Source organism: Mucilaginibacter sp. P2_A4, assembly GCF_056405015.1.
In genome coordinates this window covers 47,965-71,007 of record NZ_JBFUCX010000007.1, presented here as the reverse complement: position 1 = coordinate 71,007, position 23,043 = coordinate 47,965, and the positions used below count along the sequence as shown (strand labels likewise).

Annotated in this window: 16 protein-coding genes; 3 read left to right on the top strand and 13 right to left on the bottom strand. The window is 44.0% G+C overall.

All coding sequences use genetic code 11. From position 1 onward, the window contains the following. Positions 1-5 precede the first annotated feature (5 nt). The 4 genes from AC1DYB_RS14395 to AC1DYB_RS14380 all read right to left on the bottom strand — a co-directional run bounded on the left by AC1DYB_RS14395 (position 6) and on the right by AC1DYB_RS14380 (position 5,088). Complete coding sequence (locus tag AC1DYB_RS14395) at positions 6-2,240, bottom strand: heavy metal translocating P-type ATPase (protein WP_477435904.1); 2,235 nt, start codon at positions 2,238-2,240, stop codon at positions 6-8. Positions 2,241-2,462: 222 nt separating this feature from the next. After that, positions 2,463-3,515, bottom strand: coding sequence for a hypothetical protein (locus tag AC1DYB_RS14390; RefSeq protein ID WP_477435902.1), 1,053 nt, complete (start codon positions 3,513-3,515; stop codon positions 2,463-2,465). A 244-nt stretch (positions 3,516-3,759) separates the two neighbouring features. Further along, complete coding sequence (locus AC1DYB_RS14385; protein ID WP_477435900.1) at positions 3,760-4,686, bottom strand: alpha/beta fold hydrolase; 927 nt, start codon at positions 4,684-4,686, stop codon at positions 3,760-3,762. Between the two features lie 114 nt (positions 4,687-4,800). After that, positions 4,801-5,088, bottom strand: a complete 288-nt coding sequence (locus AC1DYB_RS14380) for a hypothetical protein (protein WP_477435898.1) — start codon at positions 5,086-5,088, stop codon at positions 4,801-4,803. A 387-nt stretch (positions 5,089-5,475) separates the two neighbouring features. On the opposite strand from AC1DYB_RS14380, the gene AC1DYB_RS14375 reads away from it, so the two are divergent. After that, positions 5,476-6,156 carry a GNAT family N-acetyltransferase gene (locus tag AC1DYB_RS14375; RefSeq protein ID WP_477435896.1) on the top strand — a complete coding sequence of 227 codons (681 nt, stop codon included), beginning with the start codon at positions 5,476-5,478 and terminating at the stop codon, positions 6,154-6,156. An 83-nt stretch (positions 6,157-6,239) separates the two neighbouring features. Then, positions 6,240-7,943, top strand: coding sequence for a GH39 family glycosyl hydrolase (locus AC1DYB_RS14370; RefSeq protein WP_477435894.1), 1,704 nt, complete (start codon positions 6,240-6,242; stop codon positions 7,941-7,943). A gap of 281 nt (positions 7,944-8,224) precedes the next feature. Here the strand turns inward: AC1DYB_RS14370 and AC1DYB_RS14365 are convergent, their stop codons facing one another. Both AC1DYB_RS14365 and AC1DYB_RS14360 read right to left on the bottom strand, forming a co-directional pair. Continuing rightward, positions 8,225-9,133, bottom strand: a complete 909-nt coding sequence (locus AC1DYB_RS14365; RefSeq protein WP_477435892.1) for a metallophosphoesterase family protein — start codon at positions 9,131-9,133, stop codon at positions 8,225-8,227. A gap of 16 nt (positions 9,134-9,149) precedes the next feature. Further along, entirely contained in the window at positions 9,150-9,317 is a 168-nt protein-coding gene (locus tag AC1DYB_RS14360) for a hypothetical protein (protein ID WP_477435890.1), read from the bottom strand. A gap of 248 nt (positions 9,318-9,565) precedes the next feature. On the opposite strand from AC1DYB_RS14360, the gene AC1DYB_RS14355 reads away from it, so the two are divergent. Then, complete coding sequence (locus AC1DYB_RS14355; protein WP_477435888.1) at positions 9,566-10,375, top strand: lysophospholipid acyltransferase family protein; 810 nt, start codon at positions 9,566-9,568, stop codon at positions 10,373-10,375. A gap of 17 nt (positions 10,376-10,392) precedes the next feature. Here the strand turns inward: AC1DYB_RS14355 and AC1DYB_RS14350 are convergent, their stop codons facing one another. The 7 genes from AC1DYB_RS14350 to AC1DYB_RS14320 form a co-directional block, all read right to left on the bottom strand. Then, positions 10,393-11,346: a ligand-gated ion channel gene (locus AC1DYB_RS14350; RefSeq protein WP_477435886.1), complete on the bottom strand. Its 954-nt coding sequence runs from the start codon at positions 11,344-11,346 to the stop codon at positions 10,393-10,395. Between the two features lie 128 nt (positions 11,347-11,474). Beyond that, positions 11,475-12,455: a glycoside hydrolase family 43 protein gene (locus AC1DYB_RS14345; RefSeq protein ID WP_477435884.1), complete on the bottom strand. Its 981-nt coding sequence runs from the start codon at positions 12,453-12,455 to the stop codon at positions 11,475-11,477. A gap of 153 nt (positions 12,456-12,608) precedes the next feature. Further along, on the bottom strand, positions 12,609-13,613 hold the full coding sequence (locus AC1DYB_RS14340) for a family 43 glycosylhydrolase (RefSeq protein ID WP_477435881.1): 1,005 nt from the start codon (positions 13,611-13,613) through the stop codon (positions 12,609-12,611). A 145-nt stretch (positions 13,614-13,758) separates the two neighbouring features. After that, positions 13,759-15,729: an alpha-L-arabinofuranosidase C-terminal domain-containing protein gene (locus tag AC1DYB_RS14335; RefSeq protein ID WP_477435879.1), complete on the bottom strand. Its 1,971-nt coding sequence runs from the start codon at positions 15,727-15,729 to the stop codon at positions 13,759-13,761. A 640-nt stretch (positions 15,730-16,369) separates the two neighbouring features. Continuing rightward, positions 16,370-17,857, bottom strand: coding sequence for a family 43 glycosylhydrolase (locus tag AC1DYB_RS14330; protein ID WP_477435877.1), 1,488 nt, complete (start codon positions 17,855-17,857; stop codon positions 16,370-16,372). 169 nt (positions 17,858-18,026) lie between these two features. Continuing rightward, positions 18,027-19,586 carry a RagB/SusD family nutrient uptake outer membrane protein gene (locus AC1DYB_RS14325; protein ID WP_295711360.1) on the bottom strand — a complete coding sequence of 520 codons (1,560 nt, stop codon included), beginning with the start codon at positions 19,584-19,586 and terminating at the stop codon, positions 18,027-18,029. 29 nt (positions 19,587-19,615) lie between these two features. Continuing rightward, the gene (locus tag AC1DYB_RS14320) at positions 19,616-22,897 is read right to left on the bottom strand and encodes a TonB-dependent receptor (protein WP_477435874.1); all 3,282 of its coding nucleotides are present in this window, start codon (positions 22,895-22,897) and stop codon (positions 19,616-19,618) included. Between the last annotated feature and the right edge of the window lie 146 nt (positions 22,898-23,043).

Here is a 23,043-nt window from a genome sequence, read left to right as displayed (position 1 = left end):
GTGTTTTAAAGATTAAGTTTTGAAATTTTTAAGCGCAGGCTGTTACTCACTACCGAAACGGAACTTAGCGCCATAGCCGCCCCGGCAATCATCGGGTTTAACAGAAATCCATTGATGGGATATAAAATGCCGGCCGCAATTGGTATACCTATCAAATTATATATAAAGGCCCAAAACAGGTTTTGGCGAATAGTGCGAACCGTTAGCTGCGAAAGCCTTAGGGCTTTTGGCACCTGCTGTAAATCAGAAGATACCAGGGTTATCCGGGCCACATCAATCGCGATATCCGATCCCTGGCCCATCGCAATAGAAACATCGGCCTGTGCCAATGCCTCACTATCGTTAATACCATCGCCAATCATTGCTACCGTATCGCCCTCTGCCTGTAATTGTTTTACGAACGCCGCCTTATCAGATGGTAAAATATCCGCTTTAAAATGATCAATCCCGGCTTCTTTAGCAATAGCGGCCGCGGTTTGTGCGTTGTCACCGGTTAGCATAAACACTTTAATCCCCTGTTTTTTTAACTGACTAATAGCTTCTGCCGAGTTCTTTTTTATTTGATCGGTAATCGCTACTATAGCCAGTACCTGTTTCGCATCTGCAAAATAAATTACGGTGCGGGCAAGGCTTAATTGGGTATTAATATTTCCCTGCAGATCGGCTGGTATAGCAATGCCCTTTTCTTCAACCAATTTATGGCTGCCCGCGTAATAAATCTTTTTATCATGCACTGCCTCCACTCCCCGGCCTGTAAGGCTTTCAAAAGAATCCACGTTGGCAGAGCTGGTGCCCATTGATTGCAGGTAGCTTGAAACGGCATCGGCCAGGGGGTGTTCAGATAACTGCTCCATTGCTAAAAAATAGGCTTGTAATTGATTGGTATCCTGCCCGATATTTTTTGCCCAGATGAGATCCGTAACCACAGGTTTGCCTTCTGTTATTGTTCCTGTTTTATCCAGTACCACAACATTCACCTTGTAACCCAACTCCAGGGCTTCTGCATCCTTGATCAGGATACCATTTTCTGCCCCTTTGCCAATGCCCACCATAAGGGCGGTAGGCGTAGCCAGGCCCAATGCACATGGGCAAGCGATAACAAGTACTGTAACCATAGCCAACAAGCCATGTGTTAAGGCATGGCTGCCGCCAAATACAAGCCAGGCACCTAAACTTAGTAAAGCAATAAGCATTACTACCGGCACAAAGATGCCTGCAATTTTATCTACCAGTTTTTGCACCGGCGCTTTGGAGCCTTGTGCCTCCTGCACCAGTTTAATAATATGGGCCAGGAGTGTATCACTCCCTATTTTCTCGGCCTTAAACCTAAAACTGCCTTTTTGGTTAAGCGTGCCTGCAAAAACCTTATCTCCCTGCTTTTTTTCAACGGCTACGGGCTCACCGCTAATCATGCTTTCATCCACGTAAGATCTGCCATCATATACCTCGCCGTCAACCGCTATCTTTTCTCCCGGGTGTACAAGCAATTGATCGCCTATTTGCACATCAGCAATAGCAATTTCCTTTTCTCCATCGGCAGTAACCAGGTAAACCAAATTGGGTTGCAACCCGATCAGCTTTTTAATAGCCGAAGATGTATTGGATTTTGCCCGCTCTTCCAGTAATTTGCCCAGCATAATAAAAACAATAACTACCGATGCCGCTTCAAAGTAAACATGCGGGTGCAAACCCTGCCGGTGCCAAAACCCCGGATTTACGGTATTAAAAACACTAAACAAAAAAGCAATCCCGGTGCTCATGGCCACAAGGGTATCCATGTTGGCACGGCCATGCCTGGCCTGTTTCCAGGCGCCAATAAAGAAATTTTTGCCTGCAATAAACAACACCGGTGCCGATAGCAGCATCATGATATAATTTGCGTAAGCCATATCCATAAAAACCATCCCTATTAAAACCACGGGAATGGTTAAGATGGTGGCCCAGGTAATGTTTCTTTTAAGTGCTTTATAATATACCTGCTGTGCTTCTTCCTGTTTTTGCTTACCGTTTGTTGCATCAATAATAATATCGTAACCAATTGACTGAACAGATTGCTTCAGCTTTATGGGTTGTACTATATCAGGATGAAAGGAAACTTTAACAGATTGTGTTGCGTAATTAACTTCTGCTTTATCAACACCGCTTTGTGCACCAAGCATAGTTTCCACGCTTGATGCGCAGGAAGCACAGGTCATGCCGGTAACCGGGAAGATAAGCGTTTGTGATTTTTGTACTAACATTATAGTAATTTAATAGTACAAATTTACCACCAGCCTCAGCCCGCGGCCTTACAGTATTCCGGGAATGATTTATATAATATTGTGATTTGCCATGTATTAAATCAGGCATTGAATGGATTAACTTCCGATGCCGCTCCCTGCAACAAGCAACAGCAAACAGGGGCGATTATAAGTCAATATAACCGCCCCTGTTTTAAAAGCTTTGATGGCCACAAGCGCTATTTACAGCGTCCGGAATTTTATGTCATTACCTTGTTCCCAAACAAAAAACTCGTTTTTACTGGTTAATTGCCCCACCTTTAAAAAGCTCCCGATACCTATAACAGTTGCTTTTTTATCAGGAAGAGACACCATGTTCAGGGTATCGATATTTTGATAGGTGACTACGGCATTAGCTGTGCTGCCGGCAATGTTGGCATATCTTCCTTTAGCTATATATATTTCAGGTTTGCCAGGCTGGGCATAATAAATATCGCCCTTACGTTGCCATACCGTTTGTATACTATTTGATGGTGCAATGCGCAGCGCTCCGCCATCCATGGGGCAGCCGTTAAGCTTCCAGGTATCTGTTCCCATTTTTTGAGCAGCAGAAAAGGTTTGCCCGCCGTTTGTTGATTTAGCCACATACAGATCTCTTGAACCATTCAGCCAGTTTCTGAACATAATGGCAACAGTTGATCCCGATACGGCAATGCTCGGCTTGCAGCATTCACAAACATGTTTATCTGGCGATTGATATGCTAAACGATTAGCGGACCATCCCTTTGCATTACCGCTTAAGGAAGAAAACCATATTTGATTGCTGCCTCCCAGCCTGGTATCCAGCCATACCGCGTAAAAATGATTTTCTTTATCCGCGCTTATTGCCATCAATCCTTCCGGGGCTGATCCTTTCTGGTCATTAATAAGGCCCATCGCCTCCCATTTCTGCGCAGTATGATCCAGTTTAAACCAATGAATATTCCCGGTTTTATCCATAGCCGTAATAACCGAATAATTAACCGAACTGCTTAACTGCGGCCCTCGGCCCATGCCAAGGTGCATACCAGTTATATGAGCTACTAAAACCGGTTTTGAAAACGTTTGCCCATGATTATTAGATGTAGCGCAGAAAATATTTTCGTCCAATCCGTATACTACTCTAACTATTCCCTTATTATCAATACTTACCTGGGGCTGTTTGCCTTGCCCAATAACATCGCTATTTTGAGGCGACGAGGAAGATAAAATTATAAAGCCGAAGCCTAATAAAACCAGGAAAAAGAGGTATTTCATTTCTATATAAATTTCAGGTTTGTAAATGAAGGCAATGTACAGTAAAATAACATTTTGATGAACGGATTATTGCTTTTTAGCTAAACTATTAAATTAAAACCCGCAGCCTCTGCTCCCCTGAAAAATCGCGTTTTAAATTTATGGCAGCTGTTCCATTAGCCTAAGGGGGCGGGCAGAAAACGGGAATTGTATCCGCTTCCGATCAGATATAAAGCCTACAAATTTATTGGCCGTTTGGCGTTAATTATTTCTCCAGGAAAAAAGCCAGCAGATCTTTTTGAACCTGGGCCGTATTTTCCTGCACTATCCAATGCCCCGATCCTTTGATAACAGACTCTTTTACGTTGGTGGCTACCAGTCTGCTATGGGCTGCTAAAAACGGAGCGGCAAAGTGCTCAGACCCCATAGCCAGCAGCGGCATAGGCAATTTATTTTTCATCAGTTCCACATTATCTTTAGCATCCTGCGGGAAAGCCCCAAACCAATGGAACGAGCCAGTTGTAGCGCCAGGCACAGAGTATGCCCTGATGAACTCATTTTTTTCGGCTGTAGTAAACGGATTTTTTACATAACCTACCAATGGCCAAAAGTTGGTTAAAAACAACCCCGCCTTACCGGCAACAATTTCGCCCGAGTGCGGCATCCCAAAAAAACCAAACCACCATGCACCAGCACGTACCTGGCTCCATACGGGTTCAACTCCTGGCAATAAGGCATCCATCAGTGCAATCTTCTTTATTTCCTGGGGATACTGAGCCGCGTAGGCATACGCTACCATAAGGCCGATATCATGACCTGCGAGGTTAAGGTGTTGATAGCCCAGCTTTTTCATCAGCTCATGCAAATCAACGGCCATCGTTTTCTTATCGTACCCGCCGGCAGGTTTGCCAGATTCGCCAACGCCGCGCAAGTCGGGTGCTATAACGGTAAAATGTTTAGATAACTCGGGCATTAAACGGTTCCACATATACCAGTTTTGGCCAAAGCCATGCACCAGCAGCAAAGGTTCGCCCTTGCCCCCTGTTACATAATGAATTTTAACTCCGTTTACAGTAGCATATTGATGCTTAAAACCCGCAGGCGGCGAAGCTGGTTTAACAACAGCAATTGCCGCAAATGAAAACATGGTAAGCAGGATTACCAATAACAGGGTAGTTGATTTTATTTTCATAATATGATTTGTTTATCTACAGTCAGCCGCCCCCCTTTCAAAAATGAAAAGAACATTCATTACCCGTAAATCTGTTCCGGGTAATTATCAATGAAAAAAGCTTCAATACCCTGATCAATTTACAGGTTCAAGATCAGCAAAAACAACATCGGTGATCAACAGACCTTTTTCCCCGTTCGTGGTTTCAATAGTATGTATGTATTTGTAAGTATTTGATAACTGATCAAACCCTTCGTCAATCACTTTAATATTCAGATCAGCTAAAGAAAAATTTTCGCTGTTTTGGAGACATAAAAATCTTTCATCCTTTATTGATAAAAAATCGTCAGTATATCCCTGGTCATGCAGATCAATAACCCTACTTGTTAAAGCATCGCTCAATCTCTTTTTAATGTTTTTCATGGCAATTTAAATTTACAGTCTCGGCTCCTTACTCGTTTGCTATTCAATATCTTAGCAAATTTCAATCCAAAACCATGTGATTTTTATCACTTTGCAAGTGTTTATTTTTCCACTTTAAAAACTTCATAAAATTTTCATAGATCCCTGCGTGCAGCCGCCCGCAAAAAAATAGCCCGTGCTTGGCTTTAGTGTCATTAACAAGTCAAATTGACAGGATTATTAGCCTATTTTATATGCGTGTTTAAACTTAAAATGCCACCATATATCGAAAAAATGCACACCCGAAATAGTCAGCCTATCCCAATACAAAACATTTAACTTTAATGCCCGTTGGTATTTTGTATAATTTCGCCAAATAAACTTGCAATAAACTATACAAACATTAAAATGGACCACCCATTAAATAACCCGGCCTGGAATGCCTTAACATCTGGGAACAAAAACCTTTCAACAGGCACCAACCTGGTTAAATACTTTATAAAAGATGTATCCCCATTTGCAGGTATGGCAGAAAATACGCCCGAGAACTTCGACACCCTGTATAACCTCCTGCCACCTTCAACTACGGTAGCTGTTTTTAGTCCCGAAGAAATGGAGATCCCCCAGCCATGGAAAACGATTCAGCAAATGCGGGTTTTGCAAATGGTATACAATAATCCGGCGCCTGAAGCTATAACCGATGTGGAACTTGTCCCTTTACGGGATGAGCATATCCCTGCCATGCTGGCACTTACCAAACTAACCAACCCCGGTCCGTTTTTTAACCGCACTATTGATTTTGGAAATTACTACGGCATTTTTAACAATCAGCAACTGATAGCCATGGCAGGGCGGCGTTTACAACCTTCGCCCTACATGGAAGTGAGTGCTGTTTGCAATCATCCCGACCACTTAGGCAAAGGTTACGCCAGCCAATTAATACAACACCAGGTGCGGCTTATTAAAGCAGAGGATGGCACGCCGTTTCTGCATGTGCTGCACAATAACGTAAATGCTATTAAACTTTATGAAAAACTGGGATTTGTAACACGCAGGGTGATGAGCATTTGTGCAATACAAAAAGTTTAATTATCAATGATATTGATACAAACCATCGGCTCCAAATTGACCTTACTTATCATATATTAGTGAAATAACCTTTCATCTAATTTATGAGAACAAAAACAGGGTATTTCGGCTTGGTTGTACTTTTTTATTTACTGAGCTCCCCACTCGTTTACGCACAGGAAGCTAAACAGCAGCCTGCAACAATTACCGTAAATTTAAAAGACGAAACAGCAGAAATGAGCCCGGTTTGGGCCTGGTTTGGGCATGATGAGCCAAACTATACCTACATGAAAGATGGCCGCAAACTACTTACCGAGCTGGCAAAATTAAGTCCGGTACCTGTTCATTTGCGTGTGCATAACCTGCTTACCACGGGCGATGGCAAAGCCGCCCTTAAATGGGGATCAACCAATGCCTATACCGAAGATGCCAATGGCAAGCCTGTTTATAACTGGCACCTGGTTGATAGCATATTTGACACTTACATTAAACTGGGAATTAAACCTTACGCGCAAATTGGTTTTATGCCCGAGGCCCTTTCAATGCACCCCCAACCATACCAGCACCACTGGAAACCCGGCGACGATTATAATGATGTTTATACCGGCTGGACCTATCCGCCCAAAGATTACCATAAATGGGAAGAGCTGATATACCAATGGGTAAAACATTCGGTAGAAAGATATGGAAAAAAAGAGGTAGAAAGCTGGTACTGGGAAGTGTGGAACGAGCCCAACATTGGCTACTGGAAAGGCACTATGCCCGAGTTTTTTAAAATGTATGATTATGCAGCCCATGGCCTGAGAAGAGCTTTGCCAACGGGCAAAATTGGCGGCCCTGAAATAGCCGGCGGATCAAGCCAAAGCGGGATGAAGTTTTTGAAAGCATTTATAGAACATTGCGTAGCCGATACCAATTACGCAACCGGCAAAATAGGCTCGCCGCTTGATGTGCTGTCATTTCATGCCAAAGGGCAGCCAACGGTAACCGATGGTCATGTGCGGATGAATATGGCTCCACAGATGCGCGATATTGCCGAGGGCTTCAAAATTGTAGCATCTTATCCGCAAACCAAAAACCTGCCTATAGTTATTGGAGAGTCGGACCCGGAAGGCTGCGCGGCCTGCGGGATGGCTACTAACCCATCCAACGCCTATCGCAACGGCACTATGTATTCCAGTTATACAGCGGCCTCCTTTGCCCGCGAATACCAATTAGCCGATTCATTGGGTGTAAACTTCATGGGCGCGGTTTCATGGTCGTTTGAGTTTGAAGATCAGCCTTGGTTTTACGGTTTCAGGGACCTGGCCACCAACGGTGTTGATAAGCCAGTACTCAATGTATTCCGGATGTTTGGAATGATGAAGGGCAAAAGAATTAAGATACAGGGAGATCATATGTACCCGGTTAAAACAGTGATTGACTCAGGCTTAAGGGGGGCACATACCGATATAGGCGCATTGGCCACTAAAGATAAAAAGGAAGTTGCTGTAATGGTTTGGAACTATCATGATGATGACATCCGCGATGCCGGGAATACCGTAAAAGTTACCATTAATGATTTGCCTGCCAACACGGTTACACTTACGCAATACCGGATTGATGAGCAACATAGTAACTCCTATGAGGCATGGAAAAAAATGGGATCCCCGCAAACCCCAACTGCCACACAAATTGAAGAATTGCAAAAGGCGGGGCAATTGCAAACCATGGGTAAACCGATAGCGATACCCGTTAAATCGGGACGATTAAGTACAGAGATCATATTGCCAAGGCAGGGCGTGGCATTGTTGAAAATGAGCTGGTAGGGTAGTAACCCATATTTTAACTCATGGAATGCTTTTTGATATGTCGGCAGGGAAATCGTGTTTAAAATTTATAGTGGTTTTTCCATTAGTGTAATGAAATTAAAAAGCGGACGTCGTGCCGAATTTATTTCGGCATCCCATAGGACATTCAAGCCTGCCTTGTTTTTGGCTCCGTAGCTGCCTCCTTTTAAAAGCGATTTCCCTGAACATCCGGGCGTAACGCAGATCCCGTGCAGAAATTATATAATCCCGTAATATCCCGCGGGCAACATAACTTTCCCTTACCCCAAATAATTCACATACTTTTCTTCAAACGTTCCGTCACTGTAAAGATCAAGCAGCCCATAGCCGGGCGCGGTTTCGCGTCGGTTTCCATCCCACCAGGCACCACTTACAGCACCGTTGCAGATGTAGGTAACATTATTATAAACCACTTTATCTCTTAGGTGGATGTGGCCGCTCAAACACAATTTAACATTGGGATGCTGGTAAAACAGGCGGATTATTTTGGCCGTATCAGTATGCATATCGCCACCAAGCATTACCCATTTATTAATAACATCATCCTCAATCATTAGCGTAGCCGTCAGAATAGGGATGTGCGACATGACCAACACCGGCATGGCAGGATCGGTAGTTTTCAATTCATTTTCCAGCCAGGCAAACTGTTCATCGCCCAGTTTACCAATGTACCATGTTCCGTCAATATCAAGGTGCACACTATCCAGCAAAATAAACTTCCAGCCGCCTTTGATAAAGCTGTTGTAGGGCTTTGAAAGTTTTAACTGATCCATCGCATACTGCTTGCCATAAATAGCCTGGTTTTTGTCGTTCTCGTTCCACCATATGTCATGGTTGCCAAGGCAATAGTGCGTGGGGATGCTGCTTTCAGCTTTCAGAATACCATTCATCAGCTGCCATTGGTCGTTTATGGTGCCAATGTTTTCTTTGTTCATATCAAAAACAATGTCACCACCATTCAGTACCAGATCTGGCTTTGGATTTTGCTGCTGCATATGATGCAGGCATTTAACAAATTTAGCAGGCGCGTCGAATTTATTTTTAAGGTGAATATCGGTCAGGTGTGCCACCCTGAGCACACTTTTTTTAGGATCAATGATGTTACCAAAACCGAGGGTTGGCGCCAGTAGCAGGCCGCCAATATTTTTTAATGCTGATCTTCTTTGCATGTATAACGTAAACAGGTTAGATACGGGGCTTTTTATGTGCCCCTTTTTCCGGCTTCATTTCTGACCGATTGCTATCCCTTCCATAATCTTTTTCATCATTTTGATTCTTGCGGATGAGCCATACTACCAATGCAGCCAGTGCAAGTACCACGGCAATTACTAAGGGATAATTTATCGTTTCCATAACCGGTTTAATAAAACAGATGTAGGGAAAGGACTCGAACCTTTCATATGCTGCCGGCCAGCACCCTACGCAATGATCTCAATGACCGGTGCAAAGTTAAATGCACTTTTTGGGTATTGGTAGTACATGTGAATTATTTAACAAAATAGTAATATACCGGATGTCGCCTGCAGAAAAACACTAATTCAATACCCAAAGCATAACAACAATCCATCTATTCCTTTACACCGCAGCCTTAACTTTGCCAAATGGCGGTAATCAGCAAAGATGATGTTATTAAGGCTACGGGAACAAAAAGGCTTCCCGGTTTAGCTACTTTTTTAATGAAGCTGATGAAAATAGATGCTTTTAATAGTATGATGCAGCAGGCCGGCATGTTACAGGGTGTTGCCTTTACCCGTTTTGTGCTGAATTTTTTAGGCATCACTATTCAGATCGACGAAGAAGACCTGGCCAATATTCCGGCTTCGGGTGCTTTTATTGCGGTGGCTAACCACCCCTACGGCGCTGTTGAATCGCTCGCTTTGCTTAATTTACTGGTTTCATCAAGAGAGGACACCTTGTTTATGGGCAATTTTCTACTTAAGCGAGTACCAAACCTGGCCGATTATATCATTGCAGTTAACCCGTTTGAAGCAATTAAAGATAGCTCCAGCATCAGCGGACTAAAAAACACGTTGTGCAAACTCAAAAACGGCACCCCGGTTGCTATTTTCCCTGCCGGTGAAGTTTCTGCCTTTGATTTTAAAACAAAACGGGTTACCGACAGGCAATGGCACCCTGTTGTTGGCAAACTTATTGCCAAAGCCGGTGTCCCGGTACTTCCCATTTATTTTCATGGCGATAACGGAATAGGCTTTAGTTTGCTCAGATACATACATCCAGCCTTGCAAACCGCCATGCTGCCTGCCGAGCTTTTTAATAAAAAAGGGATGGTATTACGTGTGCGTATTGGCAAGCCCATATTGCCCGGTGATTTTCAAACGCAGCAAAAAGCTGATGAGTTGTTACCCATACTAAGAGCTAAAACATATGAGCTAAAAGAAGTTGCGGCTTAAATTAGTTGCATGAATTATTAACCGTTGGCGTTATAGATAAACCAGGCATTTAACGACAGGTAAATAACCAGCAAAACCTGGGCGCTTATAAAATCGAACTTTTTGGCCCTGGCTATTTTCTCTTGCTTTACAAGCCTCAGCGAATATGAGGTGCAAATAATTACGGTAAGTATAAAAAACAAAGTCATACCGTGCAGGGTATCCACCAGGGTAAATGTGGTTGATTCCGGTAGTGTTGAATCAATGATATACTTATTACCAATAACCGCAAACAATGCGCCTACACTTAGCCCAAAGCGCGAATCAATACTATCCGTATGGATATAAAAGCACATATAGGCAATAAGGAAGGCCACATACATACCCAGGAACATTTTCCAGAACAGCCCCATGGCGTCCCTATTAATTTGTAGCCTAACTTTAAAATTGCTGTATTCGGTATGCGGTTTCTTCAGGCTTTCATCGCCAAATGCTGTTTCGTAGGCCTTAATGCCGGTGCTGATGTTAAGACTATCAATATTCCACCCTCTTAGTGTAAAACGCGGGTCGAAATGTTTGCCCAGCGTATCAGCAACAAACACCAGTGATTGGGAGTCGAACTGTGAGTTTTCGATAGAAAATCTCAGTTTTTGCCGGTCGAAGGGGAAGTTGTTAATTGCCCACGAATCCTTCATCACACATTGCAGCTTCATGAGCATATAAACCTTGTTACCGCTGGAATCAATAGTTGAAAACGATTTGGTAACTGTTTTCGCCTGTGGCACTTCCAGGTTCTGCAAAAAATCAAATTTCCTGTTTTCGTATTTCAGCCACAGCCAAAGGTCAATGGTATACTCTTTATCCTTAAAATTGATATCGTGGATGCTGGTAATATAAACCCCGGTTTTTACGGTATCCGCAGTTGGCCCTTTCGCCATAACGCTGGTTGATGGAAAGCATATAAACAGGATAAATAGCAGGGAATATTTCAATGTGATATCTTGTTAGATTTAAAGCGGCCCATGCTAATATACCTAAATATGTATCAAGTATATTTTTATTACTCGTAATAATCCCGTTTGGGTGGATCAGGTATTTCCTTTAATATCTACCGCGATATTTATTTTACTTTCTTCACTCCTTCACTCGTCATTATCACCCGTTTAATGGTACCATCCTTATTATAATACAAGTAATCAATACATACCGAGCGGTGAAAACTACCGGCATCGGGCACCAAAGCGCCGTTATGATAGATGAAATAATTTTTGCCTTTAAATTCAATAATTGCCTGGTGGTTGGTGTTGGAGTTGCCGGCCAGCTCATTAATTATCCCCTTATAAACCCAGGGACCATTAATATTCCTGCTCATGGCATAGGCAATTTTCTCGGGAAACTCGTAAGCGTATGACAGGTAATACCAGCCATTGCGCTCGTGAATCCACGGTGCTTCTGTATAATGGGGCAGAGTGATGGTTTTTATCGGACCGTCCAGCTCGGTCATGTTGGCTTTTAGTTTGGCATAGTAGCAAACGCCATTACCCCAAAAAAGGTAAGCCTGCCCGTCTTTATCAATTATAACCGATGGGTCAATATCATCCCAGGGGTGTTTGGCTGCCTTGGTCATATCGTTGGTAACTAGGGCCGTTCCCCGTGCATCTTTAAACGGACCGGTTGGGCTATCACTTACCGCAACACCTATGGCTTTGCCGGGAATAGTGCTATGCTCAACAGCAACATACCAGTAAAACTTACCATTGCGCTCAATCACCTGCGATGCCCATGCATCAGCCTTTGCCCATGTAAAATCCTTTACATTTAAGGGCGATGGGTGCTCCGTCCAGGTTACCATATCTGATGATGTGAAGCAGGTCCAGCTGTGCATTACATAGCCATTTTGATTGGCGGGTGCTTCATCATGGCCCGTGTATAAATATACTTTCCCCTTGTACACCATTGCCGCCGGATCTGCCGTAAATTCATGGCGAATGATGGGGTTACCGGTTGCATGGATGACGGTATCGCCGTTTACCTGAGCCTGTGCTGAGGCTAAGCAACCGAATGCGGTTATTAGTGTTAGGAAGTATGTTGATATTTTCATTGTAAGTATTATTAACTCATATAAATCACGTCACTGCGAGGCACGAAGCAATCTCTTTGCTATACAGAGCGGACTGTGCAGACCGATTTGCTTGTGTAGAGATTGCTTCGTTCCTCGCAATGACGCCGTCTTTATTATTTCTTTTTTGGGTTTTTATTTCCCAATCATCGGCCAACCATCAACCCAATTCAATTTCTTCAACTGCAATTTCGAGATGCCCCTATCCGCAGCATCATAGGCATGGTAAATAATATAATCATCACCATCGAAATTAGCTACGCCGTTATGACCTACGCCATACCAGTTGCTATCACCTTGCAATAAAATAGTGCCGCCGCCCTTATTCATGGCGAGGCCAGCTTTATCAAGATATGGTCCTTTTAAGGTTTTTGATCTGCCGATGATCATTTTATAAGTGCTCTTTGGCCCTTTGCAGCAATAATCTATAGAGGCAAACAGGTAAAAGTATTTACCGTGCCTGTAAATAAACGGCGCTTCAATAGCATTGCCACCTGCATCAATTGGGTTACCATCAACCGCTGGTAGTTTTTCTACGGCATCTTTTCTGCGCGAAGCGATGGTGGGCAGATTGCCTATATCTTCAGCAACGCTTAGCCTGTTCTTATTAAGTTTAACCAATTTCAGGCCATCCCAAAAGGAACCGAATATTAAATATGGTGTACCATCTTTATCCATAACCAAATTAGGATCAATAGCGTTCCAATTGGTTTTGCCAGGGATGGACTGGATCACCTTACCATGATCAACCCATTTATAGGCCGCATCATTGGTGTGCAATGTGGCATTGGTAGCCACCCCAATTGCCGATGTATTTTTCCCAAATGCCGATACCGAATAATACAGGTAATACACGCCATCGTGATACGAAATATCGGGTGCCCAGATATGGCCTTTAAAGCCGGGGATAGCATCAACCGCCCATTGCGGGGCAGTGGCAAAAACAGGCTGCTCCGGCTTCCAATGTACCTTATCGGTCGAGGACCACATAGCTATGCCCATGCCCGTACAAAAAATATAATAAGTACTATCCTGCTTAATGATCACCGGATCATGCACCGAAATATCGGTGCGCAATTCCTGTGCATTGGCGGTGATGCCCATGAGCAGCAGGAATATGGCTATGGTTAGTTTTTTCAAAATGTATGGTTTAACCCCGTCCTTATAAAACCTCGTCATTGCGAGGTACGAAGCAATCTCTTTGCTTTACAGGGCGGATGACCTGCCTATGTAGAGATTGCTTCGTACCTCGCAATGACGGGAGGTGGGGAAGATTGTCTTACCCCTATTTATTCTTCAACCTTATAACCTTAAACGCATAGGGCTCCACATTGATGTTTACCGATTTACCGCTAACTGCAAGGGTACTTTGCACAGGGCTTACCGCCGTTGGGTTTTCGATCGAGTTTTCGGCGCTGCCTTTATCGCTGCTTAACGTGGTTACATTGGCCTGTTTTTGATAGCTGCCCCCGTTAAGTTTAAAGCTTACATTTTGCGCGGTAGCCCCGGTGTTTACAAATTTGATGATCAATTCGTTGGTGTTTTTATCCAAACTGGCGGTTGCATAGCAGCCATCCTGCCCGGCAACAACATCATTGTTAAGGGTAAGCGGCACTACATCTGTGCCTTTGTTTAATGAAAATAGTTGCTGCACGTAATAGTTTGGCGTGGCATAGCTTTTCAGGTTATCAAACCAGATTAGGTTTGGTGTCCACTGCCAGCCATCTACGTGGGCAAATAGCGGTGCGTATGATGCCATGTTTACTACATCGGCATTACGCTCTAAACCGGTCATGAAAGCGGCTTCGGCAAGGGCGCATTCCCAATTGTTCTTGTTATCCACACTAACGGTATGTACGCTCTGCGCTGCATATTCGCCTGCAAATATTTTAGGGCCTTTACGGTCGTAGTTATCATAACGCCTGGCATTGTCCCTAAACCATTTTGGTGGCGCATAATAATGCTCATCCAAAATATCGGCACCTAAACCACGGAAGGTTTTGTTCAGCATATCAAACTCTTTCCCATCAGGTGAAGGACCTAAAGCCGATACAATTTTCACATCAGGGTATTTACTTTTGATGGCTTTGGTGAAAACTTTCCAGCGTTCTACATATTGCGGCCCCCATTGCTCGTTACCAACACCTATCATCTTCAGGTTAAATGGTGCCGGGTGACCAAGATCGGTACGCAACTTGCCCCATTTGGTGCTGGCATCGCCATTGGCAAATTCAATCAGGTCGAGCGCATCATTCAGGTAAGGCTCCAGCTGATCCATCGGCACCAATTCGGCAGTGTTAAACTCACAGGCCATTCCACAATTCAAGATCGGCAGCGGCGAAGCGCCAATATCTTCGGCAGTCATGAAATACTCCATAAAGCCAAGTCCGAAGGTCTGGTAATAATCGGGTGTAGAGCGGTTTGCAAATTCGGTATTCCAGCGATTTATAATGTTGGTACGTTTGTCAACATCGCCAATAGTTTTTTTCCATTGATAACGGTTGTTCAGTTCGCGGCCTTCCACAATACATCCGCCGGGAAAACGCAGGAAACCGGGTTTCATATCGGCCAACTTTTGCACCAGGTCGGCACGTAAGCCGGCCGGTCTGTCTTTCCAGGTGTGCTGCGGAAACAGGGAAATCATATCCATATCGATAGTCCCTTTTCCACTTAGCCAAACATATAGCTTCGCTTTTTTAACCGTTGCCGATGATTTAAATTTTACGCTATACCTGTTCCATTCTTTGTCTGTTGGTGTAAGTTCGGCAGCACCAATAATGGCATCGTTATCGCCATGTAGTTCCACGTTCAGCTTTACGTTGGTATCGCCATCCTGTTTTGCCATTACGGAGAAGCTGTACTCCTCGCCCTCTTTGATTCCCATTCCACGGAAACCTTCATTGACAAGGCCAAAAAAACCGGCATCTGATGTTACATAGGCCTTTATAAAATGTGGATTCTCCGGTCTTTCTGCAGAACGGTTGATGACCTCTATACGGCCATCACCGCCATCTTTTTTCTGTTGGGTCCATGCAGCTAAAGGCATATTGAACTCAAACGAACGGTTCTTTACCAGCTCGGCATATACACCACCATCGGCGGCCATATTAATATCCTCGAAAAAGATACCATACATGGTTGACTTTATGGGTGTTTTAATTTTATCGGCCTGGATGGCATAAACCTTAGGCGTTTGCGCATGTGCCGATAAGAGCATACCGGCGCTGCAAAAAGTTAAAAAAGCTTTCCTGATCATTTTTGGTTTTGTTGGTACGCTAAAACTACAAAAAAAATATTATTAAGTGTTATTTCAACAATCATTATTTTTTTTAAATCAAATTCCCCTTTCGGGAGGGGGCCGGTGGAAGGTGCGATTGCAGTGGTGTGTTCATCTGCGTTCCTCGGCCGCTTGCATAAACACACCCCTCCGCCCCTCTCGAGAGGGGATCGCACAAGGCCTCGCTTTTTCCAATTTAATAAAATAAAGTTCCCCTCTCGAGAGCTACTGTGTGTACACATCTTCTTACTCGGATGGTATAATATAACCAACATTGCATTTTTCATAAAATGCTGATTATTTAGGCTAAAGCCATGCTTTTGTATGTTCTCTATCCGTTGGTTGAAACCAACGGCAATGAAGAATAGAAGGCAAACGAGGTTTAATTCATTGCCGTCCCATTTATGGGACGGATAAATAAAGAGCCCGCGTGGCTTTAGCCAAATCATAGCCATGCTAACAAACTTGTGTACACACAGTAGTCTCGAGAGGGGGCGCGGCGGCCAGTGCGGTTGCAGGGGTGTGTTCATCTGCGTTCTTCGGCCGCTTGTATAAACACACCCCTCCGCCCCTCTCAAGAGGGGATTCACACGAGGTCCTCGCTTTTTTCCTTACGTCCTTACTTCTTCTTTCCCCATATAGCCGTACCTGTATTATCCAGCCCGGTAAATATTAATGTTGATGTTATTTTGTTTTCCCAATCGCGTTCGCGTTCAACCTTTAATTTATAGGTATCACCGCTGCTGTATTTAAGGGTAATATATGGCGATGCAAAGGTCCAGGTATCGGCGGCGCTACCATTAATGGTACCCGCGGCATCCAGTTTAAATTGGGTTGAAACCTGGAAATCCGGATTGGTTTGCTCGGTACCGTAACCTACAACCACATGGTAACCTAAAGTTATTTTTTCATAATTGCCTGCAATATCAGTACTGGCTATAGCAGTTTGCGCAACATTGGCATAACGCTCCGGCGATACCACCGGCCAGCCATCCGGAGTCCAGGAGATTTTGCGTACATGCAGGTCCATAAAGTAGGAGTTGATTCCCGGCCGGCCCTGGTGAGCCATAAAATACTGACCGCTGCCATCATCAAACACGGCACAATGCGCGGTGCCCTGCCAGCCGCTTTGATTGCTAAACTGGTATGGAGCCAAAATCATAGGCCCATGATCTTCATTGGTATTAATATCATGTCCGTTATAATCATAAAACGGACCAGTTGGGCTATCGCCCCGGCCAACCCTTACATTATATTTGGTTTGCAACCAATCGTAACTGATAAACAGGAAATATTTTTTCAGGTCGGCGTTATAGATCACCTCTGCGCCTTCAATATTGCCATTGTATTTGCCGCCTGTAAAACCACGGTTGGCAATGCGTTTACCTTTATCGCCCGGTGATGCCGCCAACCCGGTTGATGCATCCAGCTTTAATATATAGATGCCATCCCATGCCGAACCATAGTACATATACTGTTCGCCAGTGCTGGTGGTAACTACCGTTGGGTCGATGGCGTTGGTTTGTACTGTTGCATCATTTGCTGATGTTACTACCAAACCTTTTTCTGTCCAGGGACCATCTGGGGATGTCGCGGTTGCCATGCCAATAACGCTTAAGCGTGCTACTGCCGATGACAATGAGTAATAAAGACGATATTCTGTCCCTACCTTCATTACATAAGGTGCCCATAAGGCATTAAAAGGTGTGCCGCCTTTGCCGGTAATATATTGCGAACCCAATGCCGGCAGTGATGAAAATACCCAGCCTACATACTCCCACTTCACCAGATCTTTTGACCGGCGGATCTGCAGACCCGAGCGTACATCTATCCCAAAACCAACATCGGTACTGTAGCAATAATAATAATCGCCAAATTTTTTGATAGATGGATCATGCACGTTATATACCGTCCATTTAGGATAATAGATAAAGGCTGATATATCGGCATAGGTATCGGTTATAGAGCCAACATCAAATGAGGTCGGCGGTGTTACCGGGGTAGTTGTGGTATCTGTTTTAACAGGCGTTGGTGTTTCCTTTTTTGAGCAGGAAAACATTGTAGTTGCCAATGCGGTTGCTATGTATAAAACCCTTGCTTTCTTCATCTCGCTTTCTTAACCTTTTGTTTTAATTCCCTCCCAACGGGAGGGGTGAGTGGGGTAGTGTGCGATGGCAGGGAGGGGTTTATACGAGCGATTGAACCGCCTGATTAAACCCCTACCTCCCCCTTCCCCAAGGAAGGAATCGCACTATCCCGTTATTTTTCGCTATTATCTAATAACCCGTATTTTGTACCAAACCAGTATTGGTTTGCACTTCGGTAAGTGGTATTGGTAAATACTCTTTTCCAGGTGTATAAGTATTAAATTCCGGATCTCTTGTTTTTAGCCAGGCCAGTTTGGTGGCATCCTGCAACCAGCCCCAGCGACGGATATCGTCAAAACGGTGTCCCTCCAAAGAAAACTCCAGGAAACGTTCATGGCCAATCTGATCGCGCATTTGCGCCTGGGTAAGGTTTGGCTTAACTGTTGCCAGGTTTGGTAAACCCGCACGACCGCGCACCTGTTGTATAAACGGATAGGCATCTGATGTTTGGCCCAATTCATTTAAACACTCGGCATACATGAGTAATACATCGGCGTAGCGCATCAGCCTTTCATTAATACCCGATCTCCAGTCGTACTCATCATTCTGTCCGCTATCACCATTTTCATATTTGTGGCAAAACAGGGCGTTTAATGATGAACTGCCTGCATATCTTGCTGCAAAGGATTGGTTATACAGCCTTTCGCCTGGTTTGTTGTAATACATGGTTACATCCAAACGCGGGTCAACAGCGCCCGTGGTTGTTTTTTCTTCTAAATATTCATTGTATAATACAGGTGTTGGCTGCACATCGGTAAAGCCAAAGCTTGCCGCGCCAAAAGTAATGGCCCTGGAAGATGTACGACCCCATCCTGATGATGGATCGCCCCCCCAGCCGAGGTCAGTACCTCCGGCATCCCTCGAAAACTGCACCTCGAATATTGATTCGGCATTGTTTTCGTTGTTAGCAAAAAAGTTGTCGTAATAATTAGGCACCAAACTGTAAACACCCAAATCAATAACCGATTTAAACTCGGCAGCAGCTTCGGCATATTTTTTAGTGAACAGGTAAGTTTTACCCAGGAACGCAGCGGCGGCTCCTTTTGTAGCACGGCCAACCTGGTTATCAGCGGTGGTTAAAGTGGTGTAACTTGCAGGCAGCAGATCTTTAGCTGCTTTAAAATCACTGATCACCTGCGCCCAAACTACGTCCTGTGTTTGTTGTTTTTGAAAATAATCTGTGCTTGATCCGGCAGGCACCAAAGGCATTGGCACGTTTTTATAAAAATCGGCCAAATGGAAATAGTATAAGCCACGCAGGAAATAAGCCTGGCCCAGCACCCTTTTTTTCAAATCGGCGTCCATATTAATAGCCGGCACATATTTTAGCACCTCATTAGCACGCAAAATGCCCTGGTAATAAGCTGTCCATGAAAACAGTACACCATCACCGGTGCTTTGCATGTTAAACTTACCCATGTTGTAGATCTGATCCCATGGGCTATAGCTTGTTGCATCATCGCCCCTTGTGTTTTCTACAATCGGCGAAAAACGCATGTATGAGCCATCAATAATTAAACTTCCGTAGGCGGCATTAATCCCTTTAACCGCGTCACTGGCATTTTGCCAAAAGGTTTGGGTGGTTTGCGCGTTTGGGTTTATGGTATCCAGATCTCCTTTTTTACAACCCGTGATAAAAGCCGATAGCGCCAATATTGCAACTACAGTTTTCATATATATATTTTTCATTATACTTAATGTTTAATGTGAATCAATAATTATAGCCCTACCTGTAAACCAACTAATAATGTACGCGGGTTGGGGAATGAACCATAGTCGAAACCGCGGTTAATAGTACCATCGTTAATAAAATCGGGGTCGAAACCTTTGTACTTAGTTATGGTATACAGGTTTTGACCTGACAGATAGATCCTGAAACTCCTGAACACATGTGTACGGTTTAATAGCGATGCTGGCAGCGTGTAACCTAACTGGGCGGTTTGCAGGCGCGCGTATGAACCACTTTGTATAAACCTGTCCGAGTTGCGGTTATTGGCATTAGGATCACCAATTACCGGCCTTGGCACATTGGTGTTGGTGTTTGCAGGTGTCCAAAAGTTAAGCTCATCGGTACTGGCATTAGTATATTGCCCGGTCATTAATGACTGGTAAACACCATTGGCTATTTTACTGCCGTAGTTACCTTGTATAAATACTGATGCATCAATGTTTTTATAGTTGGCGCTTAAGTTAAAACCATAGTACAATTTTGGAATGGCCGAGCCTAAGTAAACACGGTCGGCATCGTTAATGATATGATCGCCGTTGGTATCAACAAATTTAATATCGCCCGGTACGGCACCAGTTTGGGTGGCATGCGCGGCTACATCGGCAGCATCTTTAAAAATACCTTCGGTTTTAAAAGCGTAGAGCTGACCAACCTGGCCACCAACATCGGTTTTGCTGTAAGCACCGTAAATTGGGTTACCGCCATTACCTAATGATAATACCTTATTTTTAACTGTCGACGCGTTGGCGCTGATGGTATAATTAAACGGTCCGGTATCTCTGCTGCGGTACGTTACTGTAAACTCGATACCCTTATTGGTGAACGAGGCAGCATTAACCAGCGGCGTATTGATTGCACCAACCGAAATAGGAATTGGAACCGGTAAAAGGATGCCTATAATTTTATTGACATAATACTCTGATGAAAATGCTAACTGATCATGGAATAAGCTCAGATCTAACCCTATATTGGTAGTGCGTTTTTGCTCCCATTTGTTGGTTTGGTCAAACACCTGGGTTTGGGTTGCGCCCGATGCCAGAGTATTACCAAACACATAACTCGCGTTTGCATTAACCACGGACTGGTAAGGATAAAACGGAAGCGCGTTTACATTACCCAAAGTTCCGTAGCCCGCTTTGATTTTTAACTGAGAAACGGCATCCGGCAGGTGCAGGAATTTTTCTTTAGCAATGTTCCAGCCCACAGATACACCGGCAAAATTACCAAAGCGGTTGTATGATGGCAGTTGCGATGTACCATCGCGCCTGTAGTTTGCGGTTAACAGGTAACGATCATCGTAGTTGTAGTTTACACGGCCAAATATGGGCGAATAAAATTTGCGCAGGTTACTATCGCTAAATACTGTTTTATCGGCCGTATTGCTCACGTTATTAAATGCAAACAGGTAAGGCTGCGGCAGGTTATACGCTACACCGGTAAGGTTATCATTCTTATCTTTTTGGTAAGCAGTACCTGCAAGCAACTCAATATTATGCTTGTGGATGCTTAGTTTATAGCTTAATGTATTTTCAATAAGCGCTGTATAGTAATTACCCCGGGCATCGCTGTAATAAGCTGTTGTATTTGGGTAAAACCAGCCCAGGTCATAAATAGGATCAAAATAAGTGTTTTTAAAATCGTTACGGTCATAGCTTCCGCTTAAACGGTATTTCAGATTTTTAACAATTTCAACTTCCATCCAGGCAGATGCCAGCATGCGGTTACGCTGGCCGGTGCTGTTTAACAAATTATTTACACCGATAATGTTTAGCGAGATGGCTCTTTGGGTATTTTGATCAACACCACCGTAACCACCAACGCGGTTAGGGTCAAGAATAGGCATAGTTGGAATGGCTGTAACCAAATCAACAATCTGGTTACCGGTACCATGTAAGTGCGGGTAGGCCAGGTTATTATAATCACCTTCGGTGTAGGCAAACTTGGTACCAAAAGATACAATGCCTTTTTTACCCTGTATATTACCGCTCAGGTTATAACGGGTATAAGCCGGCCCCGAAACAGTAGTACCCGTTTGGTTGAAATAATCAAAAGCGACATTATAGTTCATGGTTTCATTACCGCCGGATAGACCCAGGTCATGACTTTGGGTATAGCCGGTTCTGAAACCGGATTTTTGCCAGTCGGTATTTACATTACTAATGAATTTACTTGAGGTTGGATCATTGCCTGGCGCCAGCGATAAGCCGGCATTTGTTTCGGCAGCATCGGCAATTTTCTGGTAGCCTACCCTATCAGTAACCGATAGCGTTTTAGGATTTTTTTGAAAGCCGAAATAACCATTATAGTTAATTTTCATCGGGCCGTTTTTCCCTTTTTTGGTGGTGATAATGATCACTCCGTTGGCACCGCGAAAACCATAGATTGCCCCTGCTGATGCATCCTTTATAACCTGCAGACTTTCAATATCGCCGGGAGGAAAATCAAAGGGTTCCATAGTTGGCACGCCATCAATAATATAAAGCGGGTTGTTATTAATTAATGAGCTTACCCCGCGGATGCGAATAGATACGCCTTCGCCGGGTACACCTGATCCATTTACCTGTACACCGGCTACCTGGCCTTGCAATGCCCTGGCAATATCCGGTGTGCTACGTTTAGTGGCATCTTTAACGTTTACAACGGTGACAGAGCCGGTAAGATTTTCTTTCTTCTGTGTACCGTAACCAACAACGATAACCTCGTTTAATGAATTTGACGCGGCCTTAAGCTGCACGTTAAGTACCGAGTTGCCATTTAACGGCACCTCCTGGGTTGCGTAGCCCACAAACGAAAACACAAGCACCACATTACTGGCCCTGGCATCCGGGATGTTTAAAACATATTTACCCTGAACATCGGTTTGGGCGCCCGCAGCAGCTCCTTTTACTTTGATGCTCACTCCCGGCAATGGCAGGTCGCTTTCGTCTGTCACCCTTCCGGTAATGGTAAGCACGGAAACGATACCGCCTTTTTCTGAAAGTATTACCAGGTTATTGTCGCTTAACTTGTATACCAGGTTGGTTTTGGCAAGCAAGGCAGTCATTGTTTCATCAAGCGATGCGTTGGTAACATTCAAGCTTGCAGGCAAAACATTTTTAGCCAGTATATCATCATTGTACAAAAAGCGGTAGTCAGATTTTTTTTCAATTTCTTTAAATGCCTTTTTCAAGGTTACATTCTGGAAATTGACGTTTATTATACTCTGGCCATATCCTTTTGCAAAAGCCTGTAGCGATGACATGATCACCACGGCAAGGATAAATTTAAACATAAAAAAGATTTTCAAAAATTGGTTTAACCGCACTTGGTTAATGCGGGGTACATTTTTTTTCATAATTTAGCATTAAGGTTGTTTAACTATTTGGTTTTCAAAAGGGCTGGTAGTTAACTTTTACCACATACACGGGGGGATGCGTC